Annotated in this window: 23 protein-coding genes, 1 tRNA gene and 2 pseudogenes; 16 read left to right on the top strand and 10 right to left on the bottom strand. The window is 64.6% G+C overall.

Features of this window, described 5'->3' with window-relative positions; all coding sequences use genetic code 11:
- Positions 1-7: 7 nt before the first annotated feature.
- Positions 8-853, bottom strand: coding sequence for a trehalose-phosphatase (gene otsB, locus C566_RS0118510; protein WP_018775849.1), 846 nt, complete (start codon positions 851-853; stop codon positions 8-10).
- Positions 843-2,252, bottom strand: a complete 1,410-nt coding sequence (locus C566_RS0118505) for an alpha,alpha-trehalose-phosphate synthase (UDP-forming) (protein WP_155846939.1) — start codon at positions 2,250-2,252, stop codon at positions 843-845. Before C566_RS0118505 ends, otsB begins: the two co-directional genes overlap by 11 nt.
- A gap of 292 nt (positions 2,253-2,544) precedes the next feature.
- Here C566_RS0118505 and C566_RS0118500 point away from each other — a divergent pair, with 292 nt between their 5' ends.
- The 5 genes from C566_RS0118500 to C566_RS21795 all read left to right on the top strand — a co-directional run bounded on the left by C566_RS0118500 (position 2,545) and on the right by C566_RS21795 (position 6,748).
- Positions 2,545-3,435: a DsbA family protein gene (locus C566_RS0118500; RefSeq protein ID WP_018775847.1), complete on the top strand. Its 891-nt coding sequence runs from the start codon at positions 2,545-2,547 to the stop codon at positions 3,433-3,435.
- Between the two features lie 250 nt (positions 3,436-3,685).
- Positions 3,686-3,762 (top strand) — tRNA-Thr (locus tag C566_RS0118495).
- Between the two features lie 133 nt (positions 3,763-3,895).
- A complete protein-coding gene (locus tag C566_RS0118490; protein ID WP_026266843.1) occupies positions 3,896-4,123 on the top strand; it encodes a helix-turn-helix transcriptional regulator in 228 nt (75 codons plus the stop codon).
- A complete protein-coding gene (locus C566_RS0118485) occupies positions 4,123-5,358 on the top strand; it encodes a tyrosine-type recombinase/integrase (RefSeq protein ID WP_018775845.1) in 1,236 nt (411 codons plus the stop codon). Before C566_RS0118490 ends, C566_RS0118485 begins: the two co-directional genes overlap by 1 nt.
- Positions 5,359-5,938: 580 nt before the next feature.
- On the top strand, positions 5,939-6,748 hold the full coding sequence (locus C566_RS21795; protein ID WP_155846935.1) for a DUF6994 family protein: 810 nt from the start codon (positions 5,939-5,941) through the stop codon (positions 6,746-6,748).
- Between the two features lie 26 nt (positions 6,749-6,774).
- On the opposite strand, the pseudogene C566_RS23255 reads toward C566_RS21795, so the two are convergent.
- A pseudogene (locus tag C566_RS23255) lies at positions 6,775-6,947 on the bottom strand (IS5/IS1182 family transposase); the annotation flags it as partial.
- 28 nt (positions 6,948-6,975) lie between these two features.
- Between C566_RS23255 and C566_RS23375 the strand changes: the two are divergent.
- Positions 6,976-7,110: pseudogene (locus C566_RS23375) on the top strand (L-serine ammonia-lyase, iron-sulfur-dependent, subunit alpha); the annotation flags it as partial.
- On the opposite strand, the gene C566_RS21790 reads toward C566_RS23375, so the two are convergent.
- Positions 7,091-8,635: a PucR family transcriptional regulator gene (locus tag C566_RS21790; RefSeq protein WP_018775843.1), complete on the bottom strand. Its 1,545-nt coding sequence runs from the start codon at positions 8,633-8,635 to the stop codon at positions 7,091-7,093. The pseudogene C566_RS23375 and the gene C566_RS21790 sit on opposite strands and share 20 nt — an antisense overlap.
- 195 nt (positions 8,636-8,830) lie before the next feature.
- Between C566_RS21790 and speB the strand changes: the two genes are divergently transcribed.
- The 7 genes from speB (at position 8,831) to C566_RS0118440 (ending at position 17,038) form a co-directional block, all read left to right on the top strand.
- Entirely contained in the window at positions 8,831-9,835 is a 1,005-nt protein-coding gene (gene speB, locus C566_RS0118470) for an agmatinase (RefSeq protein WP_018775842.1), read from the top strand.
- A 180-nt stretch (positions 9,836-10,015) separates the two neighbouring features.
- On the top strand, positions 10,016-11,488 hold the full coding sequence (locus C566_RS0118465) for a purine-cytosine permease family protein (RefSeq protein WP_018775841.1): 1,473 nt from the start codon (positions 10,016-10,018) through the stop codon (positions 11,486-11,488).
- A gap of 90 nt (positions 11,489-11,578) precedes the next feature.
- Positions 11,579-13,093, top strand: a complete 1,515-nt coding sequence (locus C566_RS0118460) for an aminobutyraldehyde dehydrogenase (RefSeq protein ID WP_026266842.1) — start codon at positions 11,579-11,581, stop codon at positions 13,091-13,093.
- 28 nt (positions 13,094-13,121) lie between these two features.
- Positions 13,122-14,417 carry a D-arabinono-1,4-lactone oxidase gene (locus C566_RS0118455; protein WP_018775839.1) on the top strand — a complete coding sequence of 432 codons (1,296 nt, stop codon included), beginning with the start codon at positions 13,122-13,124 and terminating at the stop codon, positions 14,415-14,417.
- A 28-nt stretch (positions 14,418-14,445) separates the two neighbouring features.
- Positions 14,446-15,204, top strand: a complete 759-nt coding sequence (locus C566_RS0118450) for an SDR family NAD(P)-dependent oxidoreductase (protein WP_018775838.1) — start codon at positions 14,446-14,448, stop codon at positions 15,202-15,204.
- Between the two features lie 36 nt (positions 15,205-15,240).
- Positions 15,241-16,164 (top strand): NAD-dependent epimerase/dehydratase family protein, encoded by a 924-nt coding sequence (locus C566_RS0118445; protein WP_018775837.1) that lies wholly within the window; start codon positions 15,241-15,243, stop codon positions 16,162-16,164.
- 46 nt (positions 16,165-16,210) lie between these two features.
- Positions 16,211-17,038, top strand: a complete 828-nt coding sequence (locus tag C566_RS0118440) for a polysaccharide deacetylase family protein (protein WP_018775836.1) — start codon at positions 16,211-16,213, stop codon at positions 17,036-17,038.
- A 61-nt stretch (positions 17,039-17,099) separates the two neighbouring features.
- Here the strand turns inward: C566_RS0118440 and C566_RS21785 are convergent, their stop codons facing one another.
- From C566_RS21785 to C566_RS0118420, 4 genes are all read right to left on the bottom strand, one after another.
- Positions 17,100-17,927, bottom strand: coding sequence for a glycosyl hydrolase (locus tag C566_RS21785; protein WP_018775835.1), 828 nt, complete (start codon positions 17,925-17,927; stop codon positions 17,100-17,102).
- Positions 17,928-18,096: 169 nt separating this feature from the next.
- Positions 18,097-19,668 carry an APC family permease gene (locus tag C566_RS0118430; RefSeq protein ID WP_018775834.1) on the bottom strand — a complete coding sequence of 524 codons (1,572 nt, stop codon included), beginning with the start codon at positions 19,666-19,668 and terminating at the stop codon, positions 18,097-18,099.
- Positions 19,665-20,708 carry an agmatine deiminase family protein gene (locus tag C566_RS0118425; RefSeq protein WP_018775833.1) on the bottom strand — a complete coding sequence of 348 codons (1,044 nt, stop codon included), beginning with the start codon at positions 20,706-20,708 and terminating at the stop codon, positions 19,665-19,667. The genes C566_RS0118430 and C566_RS0118425 overlap by 4 nt, the downstream gene beginning before the upstream one ends.
- Positions 20,705-21,820, bottom strand: a complete 1,116-nt coding sequence (locus C566_RS0118420; RefSeq protein WP_018775832.1) for a nitrilase-related carbon-nitrogen hydrolase — start codon at positions 21,818-21,820, stop codon at positions 20,705-20,707. Before C566_RS0118420 ends, C566_RS0118425 begins: the two co-directional genes overlap by 4 nt.
- Positions 21,821-22,053: 233 nt before the next feature.
- Here C566_RS0118420 and C566_RS0118415 point away from each other — a divergent pair, with 233 nt between their 5' ends.
- The 3 genes from C566_RS0118415 to C566_RS0118405 all read left to right on the top strand — a co-directional run bounded on the left by C566_RS0118415 (position 22,054) and on the right by C566_RS0118405 (position 23,912).
- Positions 22,054-22,548, top strand: a complete 495-nt coding sequence (locus C566_RS0118415; RefSeq protein ID WP_051082368.1) for a GyrI-like domain-containing protein — start codon at positions 22,054-22,056, stop codon at positions 22,546-22,548.
- 193 nt (positions 22,549-22,741) lie between these two features.
- A complete protein-coding gene (locus C566_RS0118410; protein ID WP_018775830.1) occupies positions 22,742-23,044 on the top strand; it encodes a DUF4193 domain-containing protein in 303 nt (100 codons plus the stop codon).
- Positions 23,045-23,366: 322 nt separating this feature from the next.
- Positions 23,367-23,912: an AMIN-like domain-containing (lipo)protein gene (locus tag C566_RS0118405; RefSeq protein WP_026266839.1), complete on the top strand. Its 546-nt coding sequence runs from the start codon at positions 23,367-23,369 to the stop codon at positions 23,910-23,912.
- Positions 23,913-23,977: 65 nt separating this feature from the next.
- Here C566_RS0118405 and fliW read toward each other — a convergent pair whose 3' ends face one another.
- A complete protein-coding gene (gene fliW, locus C566_RS0118400; protein WP_018775828.1) occupies positions 23,978-24,382 on the bottom strand; it encodes a flagellar assembly protein FliW in 405 nt (134 codons plus the stop codon).
- On the bottom strand, positions 24,379-25,302 hold the full coding sequence (gene flgL, locus C566_RS0118395; protein WP_018775827.1) for a flagellar hook-associated protein FlgL: 924 nt from the start codon (positions 25,300-25,302) through the stop codon (positions 24,379-24,381). The genes fliW and flgL overlap by 4 nt, the downstream gene beginning before the upstream one ends.
- Position 25,303: the final 1 nt, after the last annotated feature.

The raw sequence follows: 25,303 nt of genomic DNA, 5'->3' as shown, positions 1-25,303 counted from the left end.
GCCCGCTTTAGCTCCCGGAGTCGACGGACTTCTTCCGCTCACGCAGCAGGGCCTCCAGCAGTTCGCAGATGTGGACCGGTGCCTCCACCCGGAACTCGGCCTGGGTGAAATCGAGCCCCACTTTTACGCCGAGGTCGCCGGGGACGAGGCTGGCCAGGGCGTCCTCGTCGGTGGTGTCGTCTCCGGCGAAGGCCACAGCCGTGGCTCCGGTGGCCTGCCGCAGGAAGGCAATGCCCTCGCCCTTGGAGGCGTTCACCACTGAGGTCTCCAGGACGCGGTTGCCCGTTTTGAGGAAGACGCCGCTGCGGTCCTGCAGGACCGCCCGCGCCGCGGCGACGGCGTCCTCGGCGACGTCGTCCGCCGCGAGCCGCGTGTGCAGCACGACGCCGGCCGGCTTGTCCTCCAAAAGGGTCCCCGGGGCCTGTTCGACGATTCCCTCAAGCTCCTTGCGGACCTCGGCCAGGAGTTCGCGTTGGGCCTCGTCGAGCATGAGCTGCGAGGAGCCGGGCCCCATCCAGACCTCTGCGCCGTGGCTGCCGATCAGCAGCGTCTCCTCCGGCGGGGAGGCGACGGCCCGCAGGCTGTCCAGCGCCCGGCCGGAGATGAGCGCCGTCGTTGTCCGGGGGAGTTCCGTCAGCGCCGCGAAGGCGGCCGCGGAGCGCGGGAGCGCGCGGGCGTCGCCGGCATGGTCCACGAGCGGCGCCATGGTGCCGTCGAAGTCCATCGCCACGAGCAGGTGCTCGGTGCCGGCGACGCGGCGCACGGCCGCCAGCAGCTCAGGGGCGAGCGAGAGCCGGGCGGTGTCTGGGGTGTTGGTGTCTGGGTCGTTGGTACCGGCGGCGTCAGGAGTCATCGCGTACAACCTTTTCGGCGAGGGCTTTCAGGAAGTCGGAGGACCAGAGGTCGACGTCGTGGTCCAGAATCTGCTTGCGCATGGCCCGCATGCGGCGCGATGCCTCGGCCGGCTGCATGTTGACGGCCCTCATGATCGTGTCCTTGAGCCCGTCAATGTCGTGCGGGTTCATCAGCAAGGCCTGCTTGAGCTGGTCGGCGGCGCCGGCGAACTCACTCAGTACCAGGGCGCCGTCGTTGTTTGTCCGGGCCGTGACGTATTCCTTGGCGACGAGGTTCATGCCGTCGCGCAAGGCGGTGACCAGCATGACGTCCGCGGCCAGGTACAGGGAGACCATCTCTTCGATGGGGTAGCTGTGGTGCAGGTAGCGGACTGCCGTGCTCTCCATGGTGTCGAAGGTGCCGTTGATGTGGCCCACTGTGCCCTCGACCTCCTCGCGGAGCAGGCGGTACTGCTCCACGCGCTCCCGGCTGGGGCTGGCCACCTGGATCAGGGTCGCGTCCTCGACGGTGACCTTGGCGTCCTGCAGCAGTTCCTCGTACGCCTTGAGCCGGTGCCGGATGCCCTTGGTGTAGTCGAGGCGGTCGACGCCGAGCAGGATGGTCTTGGGGTTGCCGAGGTCCCGGCGGATCTGCTGCGCCCGCTCGATAACCTCCGGCTTCTTCGCCAGCTCGCTGATCTGTTTGACGTCAATGGAGATAGGGAACGCCTGGGCCCTCGCGATGTGGGTGGTTTCGCCGTCGGCGCCCCTGACATGGACCTGCTGCTGCTTGACGCTCGCGCCCAGGAAGCGCCGCGCGGAGCGCATGAAGTTTCCGGCATCGCTGCTGCGCTGGAAGCCCACCAGGTCCGCGCCCAGCAGGCCGTCGATGATCGCGCGTCGCCACGGGAGCTGGGCAAAGATCTCCGGCGGCGGGAACGGGATGTGGTTGAAGAATCCGATCTTCAGATCCGGCCGGGCCTCCCGGAGCAGCTTGGGAACCAGCTGGAGCTGGTAGTCCTGCACCCAGACGGTGGCACCCTCCGCCGCATGGCGGATGACGGCGTCGGCGAACCTGCGGTTGACCTTCCGGTAGGAATCCCACCAGGTACGGTGGAATTCCGGCGGGGCGATCACGTCATGGTAGAGCGGCCACAAGGTGGCGTTCGAAAAGCCCTCGTAGAAGAGCTCGATGTCCTCGGTGCTCAGCTGGACGGGGATCAGGTCAATGCCGCCGTGGCTGAAAGGCTTGACCGTCTCATCGGGGGCGCCGTGCCAGCCCACCCACGCGCCGTCGGTTTTGGTCATCATCGGAGCCAGCGCTGTGACGAGTCCGCCGGGGGAGCGGCGCCAGCCGTCCTCGCAGCCGGTTTCGTCGGACGAGCAGCGGTCGACGGGCAGCCGGTTGGACACCACCATGAAGTCGAACTGATCCCCCGCCGCGGCGCCGGTGGTGGCGCCGTCGGCTGCCGGCCGCGTCGCTTCAGTGGTGCTCTGTGTGCCGTGGCCGGCGCTGTCCGTTGCTTGCATTGGTGCCCCCTGGGGTCCGCTCGTGGCTCTCCATCAACCCTAGCCGCCCGGAATCTTCCGGGCTATTCGTCCGTTGGGCAGGCGGAAGGAAACTTGAAAGCGCAAGTTCTCGGGTTTCTCCCCTAAAATGATGACGTTGCCACTGAGTGGACCGTCCCTGGCCGAACGACCCGAGGAACCAATGAGCCCCGCAAACGAACCCCGACTGTCTAAGGCAGAGCGCACTGCCGCGGCGCGCGAGAAAGCCCGCGAGATCCGCGAGGCGCAGCTGAAGAAGGAGAAGCGCAACAAGCTGCTGATCGGCTGGGGCATCGTTGCCGCCGTCGTCGCGATCATCGTGATTGTCGCGCTGGTTGTCACCTCCAACATCAAGAACAACGCCCCGGTTGCCGATGAGGGACCCACTCCGGCCAACGGCAACATCCACGGCGGTGTCACCCTGCTGGCGAACACCGAGGTTGCGAAGACCGATCCCGCAACCGTGAAGCTGTCCGATCTTCCGTCCGCTCCGGCCACGCCGCCGTCCCCGGTCACGGCCCCGGGCGCCGAGGCTGAGGCCGGCAAGCCGGTCAAGGTGGTCCTCTACATCGACTTCATCTGCCCCGTCTGCAAGAACTTCGAGGCGCAGTACAACGAGACGCTCACCAAGCTGCGCAACGAGGGCAAGATCAGCGTGGAGTACCGGCCGCTCGGATTCCTTGACAGCCGGTCCACCACGAACTACTCCTCCCGCGCGGCCAACGCCGCAGCCTGCGTGGTCAACGAATCCCCGGAGAAGTACTCGGCCTTCGTCGACCTGCTGTTCGCCAAGCAGCCGGCCGAAGGCAGCGCCGGGCTCTCCGACAACGAGCTGAAGACGCTGGCCAGCGACGTCGGGGCCAAGAGCATTGACCAGTGCGTGGATGGCAAGACCTACCGCCCGTGGGTGAAGCACACCACCCAGGAGGCCACGGTGATCGGCATAACCGGCACGCCCACCGTGTTCGTTGAAGGCAAGCAGTGGGGCGTCGGCGACAGCGCCCAGACCCCGTTCGACCAGTACCTGCAGGCCGCAGTCGACGCCAAGAAGTAACCGTCCACGGCACATGCCGCTGAAGGACGCAGTAGAAGGCCGCGGTTGAAGGCCCGGCCCCGGATCGATCCGGGGCCGGGCCTTCGCTTCTGGTCTTTTGCTGAGGCCTTCGCTGTGGCCTTCGCTGTGCGGGAGGGGCGTTGCGCGTTTTTCTCTGGGTTTTTCTCACCGGGCGTCGGTGGGCTAATCTTGTCTAGCGTCCTGACATCCGCGCCATTTGTGGCCCGGTGTTGTGTCAGGAAGCAGGAATGCCTCCTTAGCTCAGTTGGCCAGAGCACCGCTCTTGTAAAGCGGGGGTCGTCGGTTCGAATCCGACAGGGGGCCCCACGAACCCCTCCGTTCCGGCGATTGCCCGGAACGGAGGGGTTTTTCATGCCGGAAAATTGGGCACGACACGCTTACGACACGCTTTCGAGGGGCCGCGTTAGGCCCGTCGGCCGTCGGGCTGCATAGGGAAACCATGCAGACAAGCAGAAAGACCTTGGGACCGGCCACGGACCAAGGCTACGCAGCGCAACTCCTGACCACCGAGGAAGTGGCCGTATGGCTGCAGGTGGCACCCAAGACCCTCCGGAACTGGCGCTCCGCGGGGATCGGACCAACTGCCCTCAAACTCCATAGCATCGTCCGCTACGACCGGGCCGCTGTCGAGGCTTGGATCGGCAAGACCTCGAAGGCTGCTGCCTGATGGGGCGGTCGAGCCTCCCGGTTGGTGCCTGGGGAACGATCAGTGCCAAGAAAGACGCAGCGTCCGGAAAATGGCGGGCCAGCTGTAGGTTCCGTGGCTGGGACGGTGTCACGCGGAGCTACGGCAAGTTCGGGTCAACCAAGGGCAAAGCCGAGACAGCCTTGCTGGCGTCCATGAAAGAGCGCCAGCAGCGTGCCGGCCGAGTAGCGGCGAACCCCTCGCTGAAGGTCGTCGCCGAGAAGTGGCTCGCCAGCATCGAGGTGCCCAAGGTCGTCGTTGACGACAATGGCAACATGGTCGCGACTGACAGCACGGGCGGGATCCGGCGCCAGACGTGGGACCAGTACGAGGGGCTCATCGACCGACTCATCGAGCCCGCACTCGGCGCGCTGAAGATCAGCGAAATCAGCACGTCCACGTGTGACAGCTTCCTGAGGTCGCTGGTCGGGGAGGGGAAGGGGCACACGAATGCCCGTCTGGCAAAAACGGTGCTCCAGCAGATCATGTCCTATGCCATCCGGCATGACCTCTACGTGGGTGGAAACCCGGTGCGTGAGGTCGATCGGCTGAACAGGCCGCGGAAGAGGCCCGTTAGCTTGAGCGCGACTACCCTGCACGATGTTCGCGAGGCTGTCCGGATTTGGCGGACAGAACCCGGCCAATTCGGTCCCCGCCCGAGCAACGTACTGGCAGACGTCGTTGACGTTCTGATCGGCGCCGGGGCGCGAATCGGGGAGGTCCTGGCCATCCGTTTGGAAGACATCGACCTGTCGGGCGACGTAGGAAAGATCGCACTCACCGGAACGCTGGTGGAGCCTCGTCACGGCCCCAAGTACCGCCAGAACTTCCTCAAGAGCCGCGGCAGCGAGCGGGTCATCCCAGTGCCTCGGTTTGTCGTCGACGTACTCATCCGCCGAAGCCTCGAATCCCCGGAAAACAACAAAGCGGGGGCCCTCTTCTGGTCCAGGACCGGCACCTACGTTCAGGCGTCAAGCGTACGGAGGCAGCTGCGTTCCGCGCTGACCGCCTCCAAGATGGAGAACACGGCAGTCATCACTCCGCACGCCTTTCGGCGTACGGTTGCGTCCCTTCTCGCCAGGGAGCTGACCGACGGGGCCGCTGCCGCCATGCTGGGTCACGCCGACGTCTCCATGACTCACGCCGCCTACATCGAGAGGCTGAGGGACGTGGCGGACTACACCACGGTTTTGGACCGGCTGGCGCCGAAGCCCTAAAGCCCGGGCGAAAAGGTGGTGCGCTCCTCGATTCCGCATTCGCGGCGGGGAGGATCGTGCCACCATTCACAGAGGATTTGCGGGAAGACCGGAATACAAGCGTTCTCCACTACTTATTATCCTCAGCTCGCAGCAGGACGTTGCACGGGCCGTCACCCTGCCGCCTGCGTTGACCACCGTGTTCTTCGCGGTCTTGGTGATCGTCAAGCACCAGGCAAGAACTTGCCCGTCACCGAAAAGGGCCGCCCTTCTTACCGAGGGCGGCCTTTTGTAGCCAATGCAAGCAATGGGAGAAGGGGAATCTCGCGAGCGTCTAAGAGGTTCCGCCATTAGGTGAGGCCGCACCGGATCTATCTATGTAGGCACAGGCTCCGATAACCATGTGATTGTTCTAGAACCCTGGTCATGGACTACATCGAGGCTTGGGAGAACCACAACGTCCCACTGTCAATGCGGGCCCCGGACCTCGGCGGCCCCATCGGCACCCCATCAAGCTTGCGGCCGTGAACCCTTGGCGGCATCGTCGAATACCGACGATGAAACTGCCTGATAATACTTGACGAGCGCATACACTTCGAACATGCGCGTCTTTGACACTTCATTCGACTACATGACCGACACTGCTGCTAAGACCAAACCGGGCAACGCCGGCTCCCCGCCGGACTCCGACTCCGGCACCCCAAAGGAACGCGACCCGGATTCGCACAGTCCAAAGCTCCGGGCGGACCATCAGCTGCTGTGGACCAAGACGCTAAACTCCGGCGTCCTCTTCGAACCGACCGCGCCGCCGAAGCGTACGGACGGCTATCTCATCTTCACTGACCCCTCCGAGGCGAGGCATTGGTACGGCAGTGATGCCATCACGCACTCCTACACCGGCCGGGCACGTACGAGGTCTCTGGCGAACGCCATCGCCTCGCTGAACGAGGACGAGCGGTCCCGCTACCTGAAGCCGCCGTACACCATCGGCAGTGCGATGATCTGGCCCGTCAGGAAGAAGGACCGACCCACCATGAACCAGGCCCGGGGGTTCAGGTCGCTCATCGCCGACCGGATGGATCTGACCCTGGAGTGCATCCGGCGTCATTACGCAGGAGAACCGGAGAGCCCCCTAGCCGATGTCATCAACGCGTACGCGGACTTCTTTGCGCTCTTCGACGGGTTCAAGGAGTTTGTGGAGTTCTTCCAGTTTCAAGACCTCGTGACGCCCGACTACGAAGGGGTTCGGTTCTACCTGCCCTTCGACAACTTCAAGCGTTCCGGGATGCCGGCCACAAAAGACGAGTACGTAACGTACCGGGAGGCCACGCTGGAGTTCATCGCGGCACGGAACCGTCGGATGGCTGAGTGGGTCATAGAGAACCACCCCGAGATTGAGGTCCGCCAGTAGCGTCTTAGCGGTTCAGGCGATAGCTCGGGGCGGCGTTCGGGCCGGGTGTCCCAGCGGTTAGTGGTCCAGGCGTCGCGGATCAGGCGCCGGACGGTGATGATCTCGTTGGCCAGGGCAACGAACGCGTCGATGACGCGGATGAGCTGCTCGATAAAGATAGCGAGCCTTTGACGCCGAGGTTGTGGCAGGAGTTGGTTCGTCGACCATCTGGCGCTTGCCCGGCCTAGATCTGGGGCGACGGCATACACCGGGTCTCCCTCGACGAGGTCATTGTGACCATACGCGAAACCGGCCGCGACATGAGCTCCAAGTACAAGGAAACCGCAATGGGCGGCCTCGCCGTCAACGTCGTGGAGTGCTGACCTCAGCCGACGGCAGGCGCCGCGGATTGTCGTGCAGGTCCATGGCTTCATGGATCTGCAGGGCAAACCACAGTTGCGCCAGCGTGGAGGTTTCGGTCATATCAAGGCCTGTCAGCTCACTGATCTTTCGGATGCGATAGATGATGGTCTGCCGATGCGCGAACAGGGCGGCCGCCGTCTTCTGCCAGGACCGTTGCGTGTCGAGGAATGTCTTGAGCGTGACGATCAGGTCCCCGTTTTCCCGCTGTTCGTACTCGAAAATTGGTCCGAGGAGCCGCTGGACCAGGGCGTTGCCTTCCTCAAAGCTGGTGAGCCCGAGCCACGAAGGTCCCTCGGCATAGCGGACCAAACGCTCGCCGGTGCTTGATGCGGTCCCAAGTGCCCACATTGATTCCTGAAGTGCTCTCTGCACACCAGCGGCCGTGGAAGGCCGGCTGATCCCGATCCTGACGTCCAAGGGAACCGTGTGTCGCAGCAGATCATCGGTGCAGTCTGTTGCGACGGCCAAGTGGATTGTGTCGAATCTGCGCTGGCACGCCGTCGGGTAGCCGTGTCGCCAAAGATCAACGTGGATCCCTGCCAGGCGCTCACCGTCGTCGCTGGACATAGAGATGATGAGGAATTCCCGTGACGGAATTCCGAACTCAGGCAGGCGGCTTTCAATGTCGGCTATGCCCAGGCGCCCGTCAAAGGCCTGCAAAAGGAACTCCGCACCCAGCCGGCGCTGGTTCTCGAGGGACAGCACCGTACGCGACAGCTCGAGTCCCAGGACTGTGGCCACATGGAGCAGTACTACCGCGTCCGGGAGCGGTTCGGATTTCGGCAGCACCACCAGAAGCGCATTGGCGTGAGTCGGAATATCCATCATGAGAAGGTGGCCTTCCCCCAAGCGATGCCACTGGAACTTCTTGCTTGCCACCGGTGACTTGCTGGTCAGCGGTTCAAGCTGCCGCCTGAGGCCCGGCGGCAGCGGCTGGCCTCCGGGGTGCCAGGCGTGCAGGCACCGTCGATCAATGACGAAGAGGCTGGCGTCGAGTTCAGCTTCGATACCCAGGATCAGTCCCAGCCAGTTGTCCTCAGATGGACCCGCCAGCCGCAGCAGGTCGTAAATACGGGCCGTCTGGCGCAGCCTGCGGGACTCCTCAAGCAACGAAGACTCAGCGACCGAACGTGCGATGGCGATGAACGGAAGCGGGTAGGGGATGCTGATGACCGGCAACGGCAAGCGGTCACAGGCTTCGAGGAACTCGGGACAGAGTTCAGGGGCATGCATCTGCTCGCCGATCGCCAGGGCACTCGCACCTGCGTTGACCAGTGCCTCGGCAAGCTCAACCTGCCCCTCGGGATCGGCCGGAATGGAGAGCCCGTTAGTCATCATGAGCTCGCCGCCGGTGACCCATTCCCACAGGCGCGGGAGGTCGGAGGTGTGGGCCCAGGTGACCCGGTTGCCCAGGCCGGCGGAGCCCGCCAGAAGGCTCAGTCCCAGCTGGGGTTCGGCAAGCAGTTCGGCCACGGTGATCGCCATGCGCGGTTCCTGTTCATGAGTCCGGAGGCCGTCCCCAGGCCGCTTATACATATGTATAAGCCTCTCGGCTGTTTGTAGTCAATCGGCGGATATACGGCGTGACGCCGATCACTAATAGTTAAGGCATAGACCTCAACCGGCGCAGGAAGAAATTGCCAGGCCGACTGAAACCACAGCAACCGGAGGACCCCAGTCATGACCACGCACAAGCCAATCGGCCCCGTCGACGCAACAAAAGTTCCCCGCTACGCGGGCCTGGGCACCTTTGCCCGGCTTCCTCAGATTGACCGCGTCCCGGACTATGACATTGCGATCGTTGGTGTCCCGTTCGACGGCGGTACCTCCTACCGCCCCGGCGCCCGCTTCGGTCCGGCTGCTGTCCGTGAAGCGTCGCGGCTCCTGCGCCCCGGCTACCACCCGGAGCTCGACGTCGAGCCCGTCTACGAAGCCCAGGTTGTGGACGCCGGCGACATCGCCTGCACCCCCTACGACATCGCCCGCGCAGTCCGCGAGATCGAGGAGCAGGCCCTCCCGCTCCTTGGCGACGCCGGCTCCGGCAAGAGGCTCATCTCCATCGGCGGCGACCACACCATCGCGCTCCCGATGCTGCGGGCCTTGAACAAGGTCCACGGCCCCGTGGCCCTGCTCCACTTCGACGCACACCTGGATACCTGGGACACCTATTTCGACCAGCCGGTCACGCACGGAACCATCTTCCGCCGGGCCTTCGAGGAAGGCCTCCTGGTCGAGGACAAGTCGATGCACGTCGGCATCCGGGGCCCGGTTTACGACCGCAACGATTTCCTTCGCGACCACGAGTTCGGCTTCCAGATCATCCGCTGCTCGGACCTGGACGTCATCGGGGTTCCGGCCGCGATCCAGCGGGTCAAGGAGCGGCTGGGCGACACCCCGGTCTATGTCTCCATCGACATCGACGTCCTGGATCCGGCCTACGCCCCGGGCACCGGCACTCCGGAAATGGGCGGGCTCCACTCCCGCGAACTGCTGGCGCTGCTCCGCGGACTGAATGGCATCAACATCGTGGGCGCCGACGTCGTCGAGGTCGCTCCGGCCTATGACCACGCAGACATCACCACAGTCGCCGCGGCGACGCTCGTCTTTGACCTCCTCGCACTGATGGTGAACCGCAGCAAGGCCACCGCCAACGTCACCGAGGAGCTGCAAGCGGCCACCGTCTGAACCACAACTGCTGGGCTCTCGCACTTGATTTGTACATATGTATGAACAGGTCTACGGCAACTATTCAATCGCCGGATTACCACTGTGACAAAAGTCACGAATGATTGATACATCAGATCCCGTGCTCGACGAAGCGCCGGGACAGAACAAAGAGGTTCCCATGAACTCCAGGAACGCATCATGAACGCTCGACCCACCCACGCCGTCACAGCCGAAGTACCCCGGCTCGAGGACAAGACCATTCAACCCATCCCGGCCCACGAACGCCACGGAAAAGCACGGGACCTCTTCACCATCTGGTTCGGTTCCAACATCATGATCATGACAATCGTGACCGGGGGACTCGCGACGACGGTGTTCGGGCTCAGCTTTGTGCCGGCAATCGTCGGAATCATCATTGGGAACCTCGTCGGTGGCATCTTCATGGCACTGCATTCGGCCCAGGGCCCGCAGCTGGGCGTGGCGCAGATGATTCAGACCCGCGGCCAGTTTGGTTCGTACGGGGCGCTGCTGATCGTGGTCATCGTGGTGATCATGTACGTCGGTTTCTTCGCGGCGAACCTCGTCTTTGGCGGCCAAGCACTGGCCGCCGTCACCCCTGGCATCAGCGTTGATGCGGGCATCATTGTCATTGGCGTCGTGAGCGTCGTGGCCACCATCTTCGGCTACCGGCTCATCCACGCCTATGCACGCTTCTTGAGCGTCGTGGCCGGTCTGGCGCTGGTGCTGGCCTTCGTCTGGATCCTGGCGGTCTACGGATTGCCGGCCAGCTTCCTGGATCAGGGAAACTTCAACTGGGTCGGCTTCATGGCCACCATCTCGGTCTCCGCGCTATGGCAGCTCGCCTACGCTCCCTACGTCTCTGACTACTCCCGCTACATGCCCCAGGGCACCGGCTCGGCCCCGGCGTTCTGGGCCTCCTACTCAGGCTGCGTCTTGGGAACACTCTTCCCGATGGTCTTGGGAGCCCTGGTGGGAACGCTCGCACTGGCACTGATCAACGATGGCAGCAACGTCGAAATAGTCGGGAGCCTGGGAGCCATGCTCGGGCCATGGACCATGGTGATCATCGGAATCTTCTGCCTCGGCGTTGCGGCGTCAAACGCGATGAACCTCTACTGCGGGGTCCTGTGCACCCTCACCATTGGGCAGACGTTCAGGCCGGCCTGGTTGCCCCACGCCAAGACCCGGACCATAGCGGCGATCCTCATCTTCACCCTCGCCCTCTTGATCGCGCTGTTCGCTCGCGACAATTTCATCTTCTTCTACACGAACTTCCTCTCCTTCCTGATGTACGTCCTGGTTCCCTGGACGGCCATCAACCTGGTCGATTACTACCTCCTGCGGCACGGCGAATACCGGGTTGAAGACTTCTTCAAGCGCGACGGCGGGGTTTACGGAAGGTTCAACTGGGTTGCGATCGGAGCCTATGTTGCCGGCGCACTGATCCAGGTTCCGTTCTCGGCCACAGCGATGTTCACAGGCCCCGCTGCCGCAGCGATGAACGGCGTGGACCTCTCCTGGATTGTCGGCCTGGTGGTTGTTGCACCTCTGTACTACTTCGCGGCACGTGTGTTCGGGAAAACGCCGGAAGCCGCCCCCTTTCAGTCTCCCGCATTCGCAACTGACCTGATTGAGGCGGAGCGGGCGTAACGCCCGCTCCGCGCATCCCGGGCACGTACCGCCCACCCCCACACCAAACTCCCGGCGCCGCGATCGGCGCAGAAACAAAGGCAAAAAATCATGACACTCACTGACCTCGAGCGGTTCACAGTCCGACGCTCTGCAACGGAGCAAAGCAGCACCAGTTTCTTGCCACCCGTTTTGCCTCCGACGGGGCACTTCATCGGTGGATCGTTTGTCCCCGGTTCCGCGACCCGGCTGATCGACGTCGTGGACCCCACCACGGAACAGGTCATCGCGTCGGTTCAGGCCGGCACGGCCGCGGATGTGGACGCTGCGGTTGAAGCAGCCGTGGCGGCCCAAAAGTCCTGGGGCGCCACGACACCGAAGGAACGCTCCGAGGTCCTCTCCCTGATCGCCAACATCATTGAAGCCAACCGTGAAGCCTTCGAAATCATCGAGTCCGCCAACACCGGTAAACCGCGCACCGTCGCGGAGGACGATGTCTCCAGCACCATCGACACCTTCCGATTCATGGCCGGTGCTTCCCGCACACTGACCTCCATGGCAGGCGGCGACTACGCCACCGGACACACCTCGGTCATCCTCAGGGAACCCGTCGGCGTCGTCGGCGTCATCACCCCTTGGAACTACCCGCTGCTGATGGCTGCCTGGAAGATCGCGCCCATCCTCGCCGCCGGAAACAGCATCGTCCTCAAGCCCTCGGAACAGACGCCGCTCTCGACGCTGAAGCTGGCAGAGCTTGTCGCCGGACGCATCCCCGATGGAATCCTCAACGTCGTGACAGGAAAAGGCCGAACCGTCGGGCAGCGACTCTCCGAACACCCTGATGTGGCGCTCATTGCGTTGACGGGAAGCGTCGTCAGCGGACAGGCAGTGGCGGAGACCGCGGCCAGGTCTGTCAAGCGCGTCCATCTGGAACTCGGCGGCAAGGCCCCGGTTGTCGTCTTCCCCGACGCCGACCTCCGCGCGGCCGCCGCCGGCGTGCGAAACGCCGGCTTCTGGAATGCCGGCCAGGACTGCGGCGCCGCCTGCCGGGTGCTCGTGCACGAGTCCGTGGCCGAGGAGTTCACCGAACACCTGGTACGCGAAGTCAGCACGCTCGTCGTCGGCGCTCCGGGCGCCGGGGAGGACGTGGAAATCGGTCCCATGATTTCGCGCCCGCACTTCGAACGCGTCAAGGAAGCCCTTGCCGAGGCAAAAGCTGCGGGGCTTCAGGTGGCCATCGGCGGCTCGGCCTTGGAAGGCCCCGGTTACTTCATTGAACCCACCGTAATCAGCGACGTCCCGGCCGGGGCGCATATTGCTACCCACGAAATCTTTGGCCCCGTGGTCACCGTGGAGTCCTTCCGCTCCACTGAAGAGGCCATCACCCGGGCAAACGAGAGTCCCTACGGCCTTTCCGCCTCGGTATGGACGCGGGATTCGAGCCTCTCGCTCAGGGTTCCGAAGCAACTCGATTTCGGCACCGTCTGGGTCAACTCGCACCTGGTGCTGGCCTGCGAGGTTCCCTGGGGCGGATTCAAGGGATCCGGCTACGGCCGCGACCTCTCGCTGTACGCCTTGGACGATTACTCCCGCACCAAGCACGTCATGATCAACCACGGCGCATGAGCCTAAAGACCAGCATCGGAGCTCAGCAATGACCACCACGAATCATCACCACGCCGCGTCGTCCGCCCGTGCCGCAACGCCGTCCGCTCCCTTCGGAACCGACGTAACGTGGACCAATTGGGGCGGAAACCAGAGCGCCACGCCAGCCTTCACCGTCCGGCCGCGGAATGAACAGGAGGCCCTCGACGCCGTCCGGTTCGCCATCCGGGAAGGCCTGCCAGTACGCGCGGTCGGCTCAGGGCATTCGTCCTCTCCGCTTGTTCAGACGGGCGGCGTCCTGATGGACATGTCCGCACTCTCGGCAATCACCGGAACCGACCTCGTGCGGCGCCGCGCCCGGGCCCTGGCCGGCACCACCATCAACGCCTTCGGCGATCCGCTGTGGGAGCAGGGGCTGGCACTGGGCAACCAGGGCGACATCGACAAGCAGCAGATCGCCGGGGCACTGGCGACCAGCACCCACGGCTCCGGAAAGAACCTGGGCAGCTTCTCATCGGCCCTGCGCTGGGTCCGGCTGATCAACGGCTACGGCGAAATCGTCGAAATCGGTGAGGGGCAACTCCGCGAACTCAGGGCAGCCCAGGTCGCCCTCGGGACCCTCGGAATTTTCCTGGAGGTCGAACTGGCGGTCGAGGACCGCTATTACCTGCAGGAGCAGATCACGTATCCCACCTGGGCAGAGACCGCGGCAACCTGGCAGGCCGATATCGACGGGAACAGGCACTACTCGTTCCTCTGGTGCCCGGACAACGATTCCTGCGAGCTCCTGGACCTGCCCGGATCGCCGGGCCAGAGCATGGCAAACCGCAGCTACACCAAGCGGTACAACATCGCCGACGTCCAGGACGAGCGGGAAATTTCCGGCACGGAGGGTGCCCGGCTGGACCGGTCGTACCGCATCTACCCGGGCGGATTCACCACACCGTTCCACGAACTCGAGTACTTCGTTCCCAGCGAACACGGCCTGGCGGCCGTCGAGGCTGTCCAGGACCTGATCCGCACCAAGCACTCCGATCAGAAGTACCCCGTTGAGGTCCGCTGGGTGAAAGCCGACGAGGGCTACATGTCTCAGTTCCAGGGACGCGACACCACCGTCATCACGCTGACCACCGAACCTGGGACCGACTACTGGCCCTTTTTCCGGGACGCCGATGCGGTGCTGCAGGAATTCGAGCCACGTGCACACTGGGGCAAGATCCACTTCATGACCAGAAGCCGCCTGGAGCGTCTCTACCCGGAGCTCGACACGTTCATCCAGATCCGCCGGGAATTCGACCCCCGCGGGATGTTCCTCAACGACCACACGCGGGCCCTCGTGGGCTAACCACCAATTCGACGCGGGAAGAGACGACATGAGCCATTTTCAGGACAAAGCCTACCTTGTCACCGGAGCCAGCTCCGGCATCGGTCTCGCGACCACTCGAGCCCTTCTGGCGCACGGTGCCAAGGTTGCGGCAGTAGGGCTGCCTGACCGGTTGCTTGATGATGCAAAACGCCAGCTGACGGGCGCTGTGATCTTCATCGAAGCCAACGTGGCTGAGTCCGTGCAGGTCGATAGCGCCTTCGCCCAGGCCGAAGCTGAACTTGGACCACTGAGCGGTGCCTTCAACGCTGCAGGGATCTCCAGCGTGGCGCCGATCGCTGAAACGTCCGACGAGCTGTGGCAAAGGCTGATCCAGGTGAATTTGACCGGCACTTTCCACTTCGCCAGGGCAGCGGCGCGAACGCTCACATCCAACGGCGGCGGATCGCTGGTCTGCACTGCCAGCGAGCTGTCACTGGTCGGCCAGACGGGCTACTCCGCGTACACCGCCACCAAGGGCGGCGTGCTTTCGATGATGCGGTCTTTGGCCGCCGAACTAGCTCCCGCCGGCGTCCGGGTCAACACACTCTCGCCGGGCACGACGGATACGCCTATGCTCGCGGCCGAGTTCGCGAACGAAGAAGAGAGAGCCCGAGACGAAGCTTCAGTACCGCTTGGCCGATTCGCCCTGCCGGAGGAGATTGCAGCCGCGGCGCTGTGGCTACTGGGTCCTGAGTCCTCGTATGTCACGGGAACAAACCTGGTGGTCGACGGTGGTCGAACGACAACCTTCCCGCTAGGGCATTGACCCCCATCCAACACACGTGCTGAAAGGCAAAATCACATGAGCTCTGTCCTGGTCACAGGTGGTGCCGGATTCACCGGCCGCCACATAGTCAACGAACTCTCCGACGCCGGTCATCAAACCGTCAGCTACAACCGGGACTTCCTCGAGGCGCCGCGCCCAGATGTCATGTCCGTTCAGGGCGAGCTCTTCGATATCCCTCGTCTCCTCGAGGTCCTCAAGGAGCACGACGTGGACACCATCGTTCATACCGCCGCAATATCCCACCCGACGTATTCGCTGAGCTTTCCCTTGGCAACCTTTGCTGCCAACGTCGAGGGAACTGTGGCGGTTTTCGAGGCGGCACGGCTCCACGGCGTCAAACGGATCGTTTTCTTCTCTTCCGAGTGCGTGTACGGAAAAACCTCAGCGCCCGTGGTCCTCGAATCGGAGCCCGTAAATCCCACGACGCCGTACGCCGTAACGAAGGTTACCGGGGAATGGCTCGGCCAGGTCTACGGCGACAGGTACGGGATCGACGTTATCTCCCTGCGCATCGGCCAGGTTTACGGACCCGGAAACCGGATGGACGAAATCATGCGGGACATCATGCGCGGCGTGGTCCGTGACGGTTCATTCTCGCTCGACCACGGTGCCGATCACCGCTACAACCTAGTCTACGTCCGCGACGTCGCTCTTGCCGCGCTGGCAGCAGTCCAGGCACCGCAAACAGCCTCAGCCAGGCCCCTGGCTTACAACATCTCCGGCAGCGAATACTGGACACTGAGCGACGTCGTCAAAGAAGTCCGATTGGCGTTCCCGGACGCCACCGTGGAGATCGGGCCCGGGACGGATCCAACCTTGGACTTGCAGGGCCACTTCAGCATCGCTTCCGCGGCCACGGACCTAGGCTACGAATCGGCCTGGCCGCTGCAGCGGGCCCTCGGCGATTATGCAGACTGGCTCTCCGGCCATGACTTCTGACCTTGGAAAGGGAGGATGGAGGCAGGGGGCGGCATGCGTTGCCGCGTTGACGTTCGACGTCGACGCCGAGTCCCCCATCCTGGCTGCCGGCCGCCGCTATGCCGAGAACGCGATGGCGATGACTCACCAGGCGTTTGGACCCAAAGTGGGGGTTCCTCGGATTCTCCAAATGTTGAAAGAGGTCCAGCAGCCGGCGACATTCTTCATTCCAGGGGTAACCGCGGAACGATATCCCCGCATGGTTGAACAGGTCCTGGAATCGGGGCACGAGATCGCGCACCACTCACACACTCACCGGACCGCGGTGAACATGAGTTTCGACGATGAACGCGCCGACTTCGACCTGGCGCTTGCCGCACTCGGGCGCTTCGGCATTACTCCAAAGGGGCACCGCGCCGCGCTATGGGAGCCCTCCTGGCAGACGCCGTCGCTGGTAGCTGAGTACGGGCTCAAATACGATTCCAGCCTGATGGACGCGGACGTGCCGTATCTCATTGAAACCCCCGCAGGAACGGTTGCGGAGCTTCCCCCGCATTGGAGCCTGGACGACTGGGAGCAGTATGCCTTCCTTCCTGAACCCAGGATCGGTGAAATCATCCAGTCGCCTCTGGTGGTCGCTGATATGTGGATTCACGAGATCGACGCAATGCGACGTCACGGAGCGCTATTCATGCTCACGTGCCACCCGTTTCTCACTGGACGGGCAGGACGGCTGGAAGCCCTGCGGACGGTTATCGAAACGGCGCTGGAACGCGGCGACGTCCGCTTCTCGACGTGCGAAGCGCTCGCGGACGCGGCCCTCGGCGACCCGGAGATGATTGCCGAGCCCCTCATCCCCGTTACAGCATCCGCGGAACTCTACCCGGACTACTGAACTGGCCAGTAGTCCCATCAATACCAGTAGTCCCATCAATAGGTGCAGGGCCCCACCGGCGTCAGAGCGATGCGTAGATCCTGCCGGCTACTGTCAGTTGGCCGTTCGTTTGGTAGAGGGCCGAAGGGCCCAAACACGGATCGGAGGGCCCCCTGGCATACCACGCGAACCGTTCTACGAACGGCATCGCCCGCATCCCGGCGACAGCAGCCCGCATGAAACTGTGCACTTCGTTACGGGTGTACCGGGAGGGGCGCGAGGGGGTCGCAGACCAGTCCGCGACGGAAAATTCGGTAACCCACACGGGCCTTTCATACTTTTCGTGCAGATTCCGGACCTTCGAAAGGAAGCTCTCAGCATTTGGCCAGCCGTAGCTGTGCATCGTCATGAAGTCGACGCGCAGGTTGGCCCTGGCCGCCTTGGTCATGAACTTATCCAGCCACGGGCTGGTCGCGCTGACGGTGCACGGGGAACCCAGCCTCAGGCCGGTGGACTGGAGCAGGGGCCATAGACGGATGGCCTCGTCAACGGACATGTTGGCCTGGCTGGAGTAGTCAGGCTCGTTGAAGCCCAGAAGGTTCTCGGTCCTCGTCACGGGAAGCTGGCGGATCACGTCGCCGACAGAATTATTCCGGATCAGGGCTTTTCCGCTCCAGACCATCGGGACGAATCCTGGGTTGGTGGTGACGGTATATGTCGATCCCCACGAGTAGTACCAGCTGGCGTTGAGGTCCCGGATCTGCCGAAGCGCCAGTGCGTCTGTGCCTCCGCGGGCTGCGCCCTTGAGCGCCAGGGGCCGGGGAACCACCGCGGAGGCAGGGGCCGAGGAAAGGACCCCCGGAAGAGTCAGGGCGGCCAGCGGTAAGGCGAGAAATGTCCGGCGTTCCATTGTATTCCTTCTCTCGATGCGAAGCGGGTCGAGACCAGGATCTGACGCGAGTCACGCTACGCCGTCGTATCGGTGTTAGGAAGATTCGTTCGGCCCTATTCGCAGCAAACGCACGGCTTTGCCCCCGCAGCAGGGGGCAAAGCCGTGCGCCGTCTATTGCCGGTGGAGGCTACTCCGGAACCACCAGCGCGGGCGTGTCCTTCCGGATCGTCTCGCCCCGGAAGAAGCCCGGATGCAGTTTCGCGGCGACCAGCATGATCACGACGCCGAGGGCGAGGATGCCGATCCCCAGGATGAACACCAGGCCAACCCCGAAGACCTCCGAGCCGCTGCCGAATTCCGGTGCCCAGCTGTCCACGGCGGTCTGGAAGAAGACCACGGTGAGGACCAGGCCGCCCAGCACCGGGAACAGCAGGCGCATGAAGAAGTTGCGGACGCTGGAGAACAGGCTGTGCCGGAAGTACCAGGTGCAGGCGAACGCCGTGAGGCCGTAGTAGAAGCAGATCATCAGGCCCAGGGCCATGATGGTGTCATTGAGGACGTTCTCGCTGACCACCTTCATGACGGCATAGAAGCCGCCGGAGATCACACCGGCAATCACCGTGGCGAAACCGGGGGACCCGAACCGCTTGCTGACGGATGCGAAGCGCGGCGGCAGCGCCCCGTAGTGGCCCATCGCCAGCAGGCTGCGGGCGGGGGAGGCCATGGTGGACTGCAGGGACGACGCGGTGCCGGAGAGCACGGCCAGGGACATCAGGATGGCCAGCGGGCCCATGACGGGGGAGGCCAGTGCCGCAAAGATGTTCGACTGGTTGTCCGGGTTGTTCAGGCCGATGCCGTCGGTTCCGGTGCCGGCAACCATCATGGTGGCCACGATCGCGACGAGGTACAGGGCCAGGACGGCGACCGCCGTCGTGGTTCCTGCCCGGCCGGCGGTGCCCTTGCCGCCCTTGGTTTCCTCGTTCACGGTGAGGCAGACGTCCCAGCCCCAGTAGACGAAGACGGCCAGCGACATGCCGGCGGCGAACTGCTCGAAGCTGCCGATCTTCATCGGGTTGAACCAGTCCCAGTTGAAGGCGATCGCGGTGCCCGAGTCGCCCGAGGCAGCGTGGGTGAGTGCCATGACGACGAAGATGCCCAGGACGAGGACCTGGAATCCGACCATGGTGTACTGCACCAGCTTGGTGGCGTGCAGGCCGCGGTAGCTGACCCAGACGGCCAGTGCCACGAACACCAGGCACGTCACGATGTTTACGGCCGTGTTGGAGGTCAGGTCCGCGAGTTCGGGATTGTTGAACACCTGGGCCAGGAAGAGATAGAAGAAGTCCACCGCGACGCCGGCCAGGTTGGACAGGACGATGATGTTGGCGGCCAGCAGGCCCCAGCCGCCCATCCAGCCGACGAATGGGCCGAACGCCTTCGTGGCCCACGTGAAGGTGGTGCCGCTGTCCGGTGAATCGGCGTTGAGCTCTCGGTAGGCGAACGCCACCAGGATCATCGGGATGAACGCGACAATGAAGATCGCCGGCAGTTGCAGGCCCACGGCCCCGACGGCGGGTCCCAGCGAACTGGTCAGGCTGTAGGCGGGTGCCACGGAGGAGATGCCGAGGACGACGACGGCGAGCAGGCCCAGCTGGCCGCCCTTGAGTCCCTTGCCCGTGATGCCGTGCTTGGAACCGGCCGGATCGACGACGTCGGGCGCGGTAGTGGTGCCGTCTTCGCGGCCGATAGTTTGACTCATGGCTGACCTGTCTTCTGGGGGACGGACGGTTGCTGTTGGGTGATGCAGTGGATGCCGCCGCCGCGGGCGAAGAGCTCGCGGGCGTCGATGCCGACTACCCTGCGGCCGGGGTAGGCGTCGCCAAGGATGCGCAAGGCCTTTTCGTCCATCGGGTCGCCGAAGGTGCAGGCGATGACGCCGCCGTTGACCACGAGATGGTTGATGTAGCTGTAGTCGACGAAACCCTCCTCATCCGTCAGGGTTTCCGGGGCGGGGACCTCGATGATGTTCCAGTCGCGGCCGGCCGCGTCCCGGGTCGTGGCGAGGTGGCTGATGATGTCCCGGCTGACCTCGAAATCGGGGTGTGCCGGGTTCTGCTGGGAATGGACCAGCACGGTGCCCGGGGACGGGATGGCCGCGATGATGTCGACGTGGCCGCGGGTGCCAAACCGTTCCGAATCCCGGGTCAGCCCGCGGGGAAGCCAGACGACGTGGCTGACACCGAGGGTCCGGGCCAGCTCGGCCTCGACGTCGGCCTTGCCGAGCCCGGGGTTGCGGCCCGGGTCGAGCTGGACCGTCTCGGTGACGAGGACCGTGCCTTCGCCGTCGACGTGGATGCCGCCGCCCTCGTTCACCAGCGCGGAGACGAGGTGGCTGGCTCCCGAGCGGGCCGCGACGTCCGCCGCCACGAGCGAATCCTTGTCCCAGGCGGCCCAGTCCTGGCCCCCCCAGCCGTTGAAGACCCAGTCGACGGCGCCGAGCCGGCCGCCGTCGTCGAGGACGAACGTGGGGCCGATGTCCCGCATCCAGGCGTCGTTCAGGGCGGCGGGGACCACCTCGATGTCCGGGTGGAGGTAGTCCGCCGCGGTCTGCACATCAGCCGGCGCCACCAGCATGGTGACCGGTTCGAATTCCACGACGGCGTTCGCGACGGCGGCCCAGACGGAGCGGGCGGCGTGGGCTTCTGCCGCTGTTTCGCCCAGGGTGTAGCCGCCGGTGGGGAACGCCATCCAGACCCGGTCCTGGGGTGCCGTTTCGGACGGCATCCGCCAGGCGCTCATGCGTTGGCCTTGCTGGTGTCGGAGCCGAGCGGGGCGTCGGCGCGTACCGGTTCGGTCAGACGCCCGTACGTGTCCGGGCGGCGGGTGGCCAGGAAGGGGAAGAGCGTGAGCCAGTCCCGGCGCTGGTCGAGATCGAGGTCCGCGACAATCACTGCGGATTCGTCCCGCGGTGCCTGGGCGAGGATCCGGCCGTAGGGGTCGGAGATGAAGGAGGAACCGTAGAAGTTCAGCGTGCCTTCGCTGCCCCAGCGGTTGGGGACCACCATGAACAGCCCGTTGGCGATGCCGTTGCCCACAATGACCTGCTGCCACAACGGCTGGGTGTCGAAGTCCGGGTGGTCCGGCTCGGAGCCGATGGCGGTGGGGTAGACCAGGAGCTCCGCCCCGCCGAGGGAGTAAATCCGCGCCAGCTCCGGGAACCACTCGTCCCAGCAGGTGGGCATGCCCAACCGTGCGCCGCCGAGTTCGGCGGGGGCATGGACCTCGTAGGCGTCGTCGCCGTCCGGGCCCTGGCGGAAGAATTTGTCCTCGTAGTAGCCGGCCGTGACGGGAATGTGGAGCTTGTGGGTGCGGGCCAGGAGTTCGCCCCCGGGGGACACCAGGATGGCGGTGTTTAGGCCCAGGCCGTCGTCAGCGCCGTCCGGATTCTCCGCCTTCTGGTAGAGCGAGGCGTGGACGCAGATTCCGTGTTTCCGGGCCGCGTCCGCCGCGAAGCGGAACGTGGGGCCGGTGAACAGGTCCTCGGCGATGTCCGAGGGCCGCGGGCGCGTGGTCCCGCCCCCGGCGGCGTCATTTTCGGGAAGCGTGTCCGCGGGGTAGCGGGACAGTGTGAGCTCGGGGAGGAAGACGACGGCGGCTCCCAGCCGGGCCGCCCGCCCGATGCCTTCGTCCAGTTCTGCGTGCAGGGCCGCGGCGTCAGGATGCCAGCGATGTTGTACGACGCCGACCCGCAGCGCAGGCCGGCTGGACGGCGTTGTGCTGGACTGCGCGGTGCTGGACGGCGCGGTGCTGGACGGCGCGGTGCTGGACTGCGTTGTGCTGGACTGCGTGGTAGGGGACGAGGCGGTGCGGGCCAGGGAGGGCGGGGTGTCGAGGGACGTGATTTCGATCATGGCTACTCCAGTGAGACGGGCGTCACATTAATGAACGGTGTTCATTTAGTTTGAGGGTGACGGGCGCGCGGGGCAAGACCTAATATGAATAAAGTTCATTTATTTATTCGCGGTGCAACCTGCGGCGTCCCGGGGCCGGCGGCCGGACCGCTGCCAACCCCCGGCGCGGACCTCCCCGGGGGTGCGGGCCGTAAGGCCCTAGACCGTGGATTGGACCCGGCAGAGTCTGGGGTATGACTCAAACGAACCCGGGGCCGGCCCCGGACATCAGGGCCGCCCAACTCAAGGAACAGCCCACAGCGGTCGTGCGTGAGACAGTCCCGATGGATGCGTTGCGGGAATTTTTCGGCCGTGCCTTCTCCGCCGTCATGGGTGCGGTGCAGGAGCAGCACGTCCAGTTGGCCGGACCGCCGTTCGCGCTGTACCGCGGCACGCCGACCGACGTCGTCGACGTCGAGGCGGGGTTTCCGCTCGCCGCACCTTTCACGAATCCCGGCGGCGCGGACACTGCGGTCATCGCCGGGATCCTCCCCGCAGGCCAGGGCTACGAGGCGATGCACATCGGCCCCTACGAATCACTGCAGCACACCTACGGCGCGATCATGGCGCGGATGCGGCAGGACGGCGCGAACCCGGGGGTGGCAATGTGGGAGTACTACCTCACCGATCCCGGCGTCGAACCCGACCCGGCGAAATGGCAGACCCTCGTGGTCTGGCCGGTCGCCTGAACTGCCGCACGTGAACTGCCCGTTCGAAGGTCGGAGACGCTCCGGCGGGGTCCGCTGCACCGGTTTGCCAGGGCCCGTCCGACTCATTGTGTCTGATAGGCCACACTATTGCTCAACTCCATGCATAATGTCCTAAACTGCTTCACTGAGGTGCCTGAAATGGCGCTGCGCAGCAACGAAAGTGAACCCCGATATGGCTACCGATTACGACGCCCCACGCAAGACAGAAGAAGAATCTCCCGCTGAGTCGCTGGAGGCCCTTCAGGCGTCCCGCGGCGGCGGCGCGCAGACCGCCGTGATCGACGTCGATGAGAATGACACCGCTGAAGGCATCGATCTTCCCGGTGCGGATCTGTCCGGCGAAGAGCTGACGGTCATTGTTGTTCCGGAGCAGTCCGATGAATTCACCTGCTCCTCCTGCTTCCTGGTCCGTCACAGGTCCCAGGTGGCCCTTGAGAAGAACGGCATGAAGTACTGCCGCGACTGCGAAGGCTAAAGCCTTCCAAGCATCAGCCAGGCCGTAAGAAGCGCCGGACCCGCGAGGGTGCCGGCGCTTCGCCGTTCCCGGCCTGGGCTGGGGCTGACGGTGTTATCTGTTCGTGAACGATATTCACGCGTTGTGTCTGTGAAATCCGTCCGTGACCAGCAATGGGCCACGCTAACGGTTGGGCGCCGAAACCGTGGAGGACCTCGCCCGCCGGGTCGGGGCCGCCTACGCTGGAAGCGTCTGACCTGCGCTGACTGTTCCGCCAGCCCAAGGGCCCAGGCAGCACGAGGGGGTGGCGGGGTTGACGAAGACCCAGTTGAAAAAGACCCAGTTGCGGAAGTTCCGCGCGTTGCTCGCAACAGTGCTGATGGCCGCCGGTCTCGGGATTCTTGCGCCGGCGCCTGCCGCCGCGGACCCTTACTGCGGACAGGCCTGGGGATCGCTGGCCAAAGCGGATCCCGCCATGAGCCAGGCCAAGGTGGTGAACGTCCGGACCGGTCAGCACTACTGTTTTGACCGGCTGGTCATTGATCTCAACGGCCCCGTGGCCGGCTATAGCGTCCGCTACGTACCCGGGGTGGTGCAGGACGGGTCCGGCCTGCCGGTCCCGCTGCGGGGCCAGGCTTTCATTCAGCTCACGGTCAATGCACCCGCATATGACGACGCCGGCAACCCCACCTACAACCCGCCGAACAAGAATGAACTGGCTGACGTGGCCGGCTACCAGACCTTCCGGCAGGTGGCGTGGGCGGGCAGCTTCGAGGGCTATTCGACCATTGGCCTGGGGGTACGCGCCCGGCTGCCGTTCCGGGTCCTGACCCTGCCCGGGCCGGACGCCGGGTCGCGGCTCGTAGTGGACGTGGCGCATTTCTGGTGAAGCCGGTGAAGCTCGTGAAGGTGGAGGGGCGCAGGGCAGGGCCGCGCGCTTTGCCGGGCGGCCGACTAGAGCGAGTTGAGTTCGGCCCGGAGCGGGAAGTCCCGGCCGTCCAGCACAAGCTGCGAGCAGCGTCCTGTGGCGCGGTTCAGAATGATCGGAGCCATGAGGTTGACGGTCGTGGAACCGGGGGAGTGGTTGACCACGATCAGGACCTGGGCGGCCTCCCGCTCGTCGAGTTCCAGGGCCTCCAGCGATGCCGCCGGGATCGGCGGAGCGTAGCTGGGTGCAAACACGGCGGCGTCGGCCAGGAACAGCCGCACCGGGCTCGAACCTGCCTCCAGGGCGTACAGGCCGGCCGCGCCCTCGACGCTCCGCAACGCGAAATCGTGCAGCTCCTCGAATCCCGGCATGGGTGCGGTGAAAGAGAGGGGCAGGCTGGCGACCGGAGTGTCCATGACCGGGGTGCTCACCGCAGGAAGTCCATCAGGGTGGGCTGAAGCACCCGGGCCGTCGCCGCGAGGGCCACCTGGTAGTTGGTTTCCTGAAGCTTCAGGTCCATGATGACGCTGCCGAGATCTGCCTTTTCAATGCCCATCTTCTGTGCATCCAAGGTGGCCTCCAGTTCGGTGTTGACGTTGCCTGCGCGTTCCAGCTGCACCTGCCGTGTTCCTATTTCAGCACGCCCGCTGACGATGTTCTTGAAAGACGCTTGAAGGTTTGTGAGGTTCACAGTGGCATCCTCACCTTTGCGCAGGGACTCGATGGTCTTGGTGACGGCGTCGAAGACGGAGCCAGAGCCGCTGCCGAAGATCGCGGCGCCGTCCGCGTCGACCTGGACGGTTCTGTCGGCACTGATGCGCCGTTCCACTGAACCGCCGGCGACGCCGTTGAAGACCGGGGGAGTCCCGGTGTCACCCGGAACCGTCGGGTCGGCCGGGATGGCCGGGCTGAAGGCCGTGGCCGCGTCAGAACTTCCAGCAAAAATGTTGCGGCCAAGGTGCTTGCTGTTGGCGGTTGACAGCAGATCCTTGTTCAGCCCTTCGAGCTCGACGGCGATCGCGTCCTTGCCCGCCTGGTTGAGCGCGCCATTGCCGGCCTGGACCGTGAGGTCGAGGATGCGGTTCATGACGTTGGTGGCCTGGCTGAGGGCGGAGTCGGCCGCGTTGAGCCAGCCGGCGCCGTCGTCGATGTTCCTGCCGTACTGGGCGTTGGCGGCGAGCCGCGCGCGCGTATCGAGAGCCTGCGCGGTGGCGGCAGGATCGTCGGAAGGACGCGAAATTTTGTCCAGCGTGGTGGCCTTTTCCTGCAGCTGGGCCAGCTTGGACTGCTGGGCCTGCAGGGTCCGCTGGGCGGTTGTGCTCATGGTCAGGTTTGTTACCCGGTTCAGCATG

It is taken from the genome of Arthrobacter sp. 131MFCol6.1, from assembly GCF_000374925.1.
Classification (GTDB): Bacteria; Actinomycetota; Actinomycetes; order Actinomycetales; family Micrococcaceae; genus Arthrobacter.
The sequence above is the reverse complement of the archived record's forward strand: the minus strand, read 5'-3'. Positions and strand labels throughout refer to the sequence as shown.

What these genes read in the sequence shown, in the direction of transcription:
- otsB (WP_018775849.1), bottom strand. Translation starts at nt 853, where the DNA reads ATGACTCCTGACGCCGCCGGTACCAACGACCCAGACACCAACACCCCA.
- C566_RS0118505 (WP_155846939.1), bottom strand. Translation starts at nt 2,252, where the DNA reads ATGGTGGTGTCCAACCGGCTGCCCGTCGACCGCTGCTCGTCCGACGAA.
- C566_RS0118500 (WP_018775847.1), top strand. Translation starts at nt 2,545, where the DNA reads ATGAGCCCCGCAAACGAACCCCGACTGTCTAAGGCAGAGCGCACTGCC.
- C566_RS0118490 (WP_026266843.1), top strand. Translation starts at nt 3,896, where the DNA reads ATGCAGACAAGCAGAAAGACCTTGGGACCGGCCACGGACCAAGGCTAC.
- C566_RS0118485 (WP_018775845.1), top strand. Translation starts at nt 4,123, where the DNA reads ATGGGGCGGTCGAGCCTCCCGGTTGGTGCCTGGGGAACGATCAGTGCC.
- C566_RS21795 (WP_155846935.1), top strand. Translation starts at nt 5,939, where the DNA reads ATGCGCGTCTTTGACACTTCATTCGACTACATGACCGACACTGCTGCT.
- C566_RS21790 (WP_018775843.1), bottom strand. Translation starts at nt 8,635, where the DNA reads ATGGCGATCACCGTGGCCGAACTGCTTGCCGAACCCCAGCTGGGACTG.
- speB (WP_018775842.1), top strand. Translation starts at nt 8,831, where the DNA reads ATGACCACGCACAAGCCAATCGGCCCCGTCGACGCAACAAAAGTTCCC.
- C566_RS0118465 (WP_018775841.1), top strand. Translation starts at nt 10,016, where the DNA reads ATGAACGCTCGACCCACCCACGCCGTCACAGCCGAAGTACCCCGGCTC.
- C566_RS0118460 (WP_026266842.1), top strand. Translation starts at nt 11,579, where the DNA reads ATGACACTCACTGACCTCGAGCGGTTCACAGTCCGACGCTCTGCAACG.
- C566_RS0118455 (WP_018775839.1), top strand. Translation starts at nt 13,122, where the DNA reads ATGACCACCACGAATCATCACCACGCCGCGTCGTCCGCCCGTGCCGCA.
- C566_RS0118450 (WP_018775838.1), top strand. Translation starts at nt 14,446, where the DNA reads ATGAGCCATTTTCAGGACAAAGCCTACCTTGTCACCGGAGCCAGCTCC.
- C566_RS0118445 (WP_018775837.1), top strand. Translation starts at nt 15,241, where the DNA reads ATGAGCTCTGTCCTGGTCACAGGTGGTGCCGGATTCACCGGCCGCCAC.
- C566_RS21785 (WP_018775835.1), bottom strand. Translation starts at nt 17,927, where the DNA reads ATGGAACGCCGGACATTTCTCGCCTTACCGCTGGCCGCCCTGACTCTT.
- C566_RS0118430 (WP_018775834.1), bottom strand. Translation starts at nt 19,668, where the DNA reads ATGAGTCAAACTATCGGCCGCGAAGACGGCACCACTACCGCGCCCGAC.
- C566_RS0118425 (WP_018775833.1), bottom strand. Translation starts at nt 20,708, where the DNA reads ATGAGCGCCTGGCGGATGCCGTCCGAAACGGCACCCCAGGACCGGGTC.
- C566_RS0118420 (WP_018775832.1), bottom strand. Translation starts at nt 21,820, where the DNA reads ATGATCGAAATCACGTCCCTCGACACCCCGCCCTCCCTGGCCCGCACC.
- C566_RS0118415 (WP_051082368.1), top strand. Translation starts at nt 22,054, where the DNA reads ATGACTCAAACGAACCCGGGGCCGGCCCCGGACATCAGGGCCGCCCAA.
- C566_RS0118410 (WP_018775830.1), top strand. Translation starts at nt 22,742, where the DNA reads ATGGCTACCGATTACGACGCCCCACGCAAGACAGAAGAAGAATCTCCC.
- flgL (WP_018775827.1), bottom strand. Translation starts at nt 25,302, where the DNA reads ATGCTGAACCGGGTAACAAACCTGACCATGAGCACAACCGCCCAGCGG.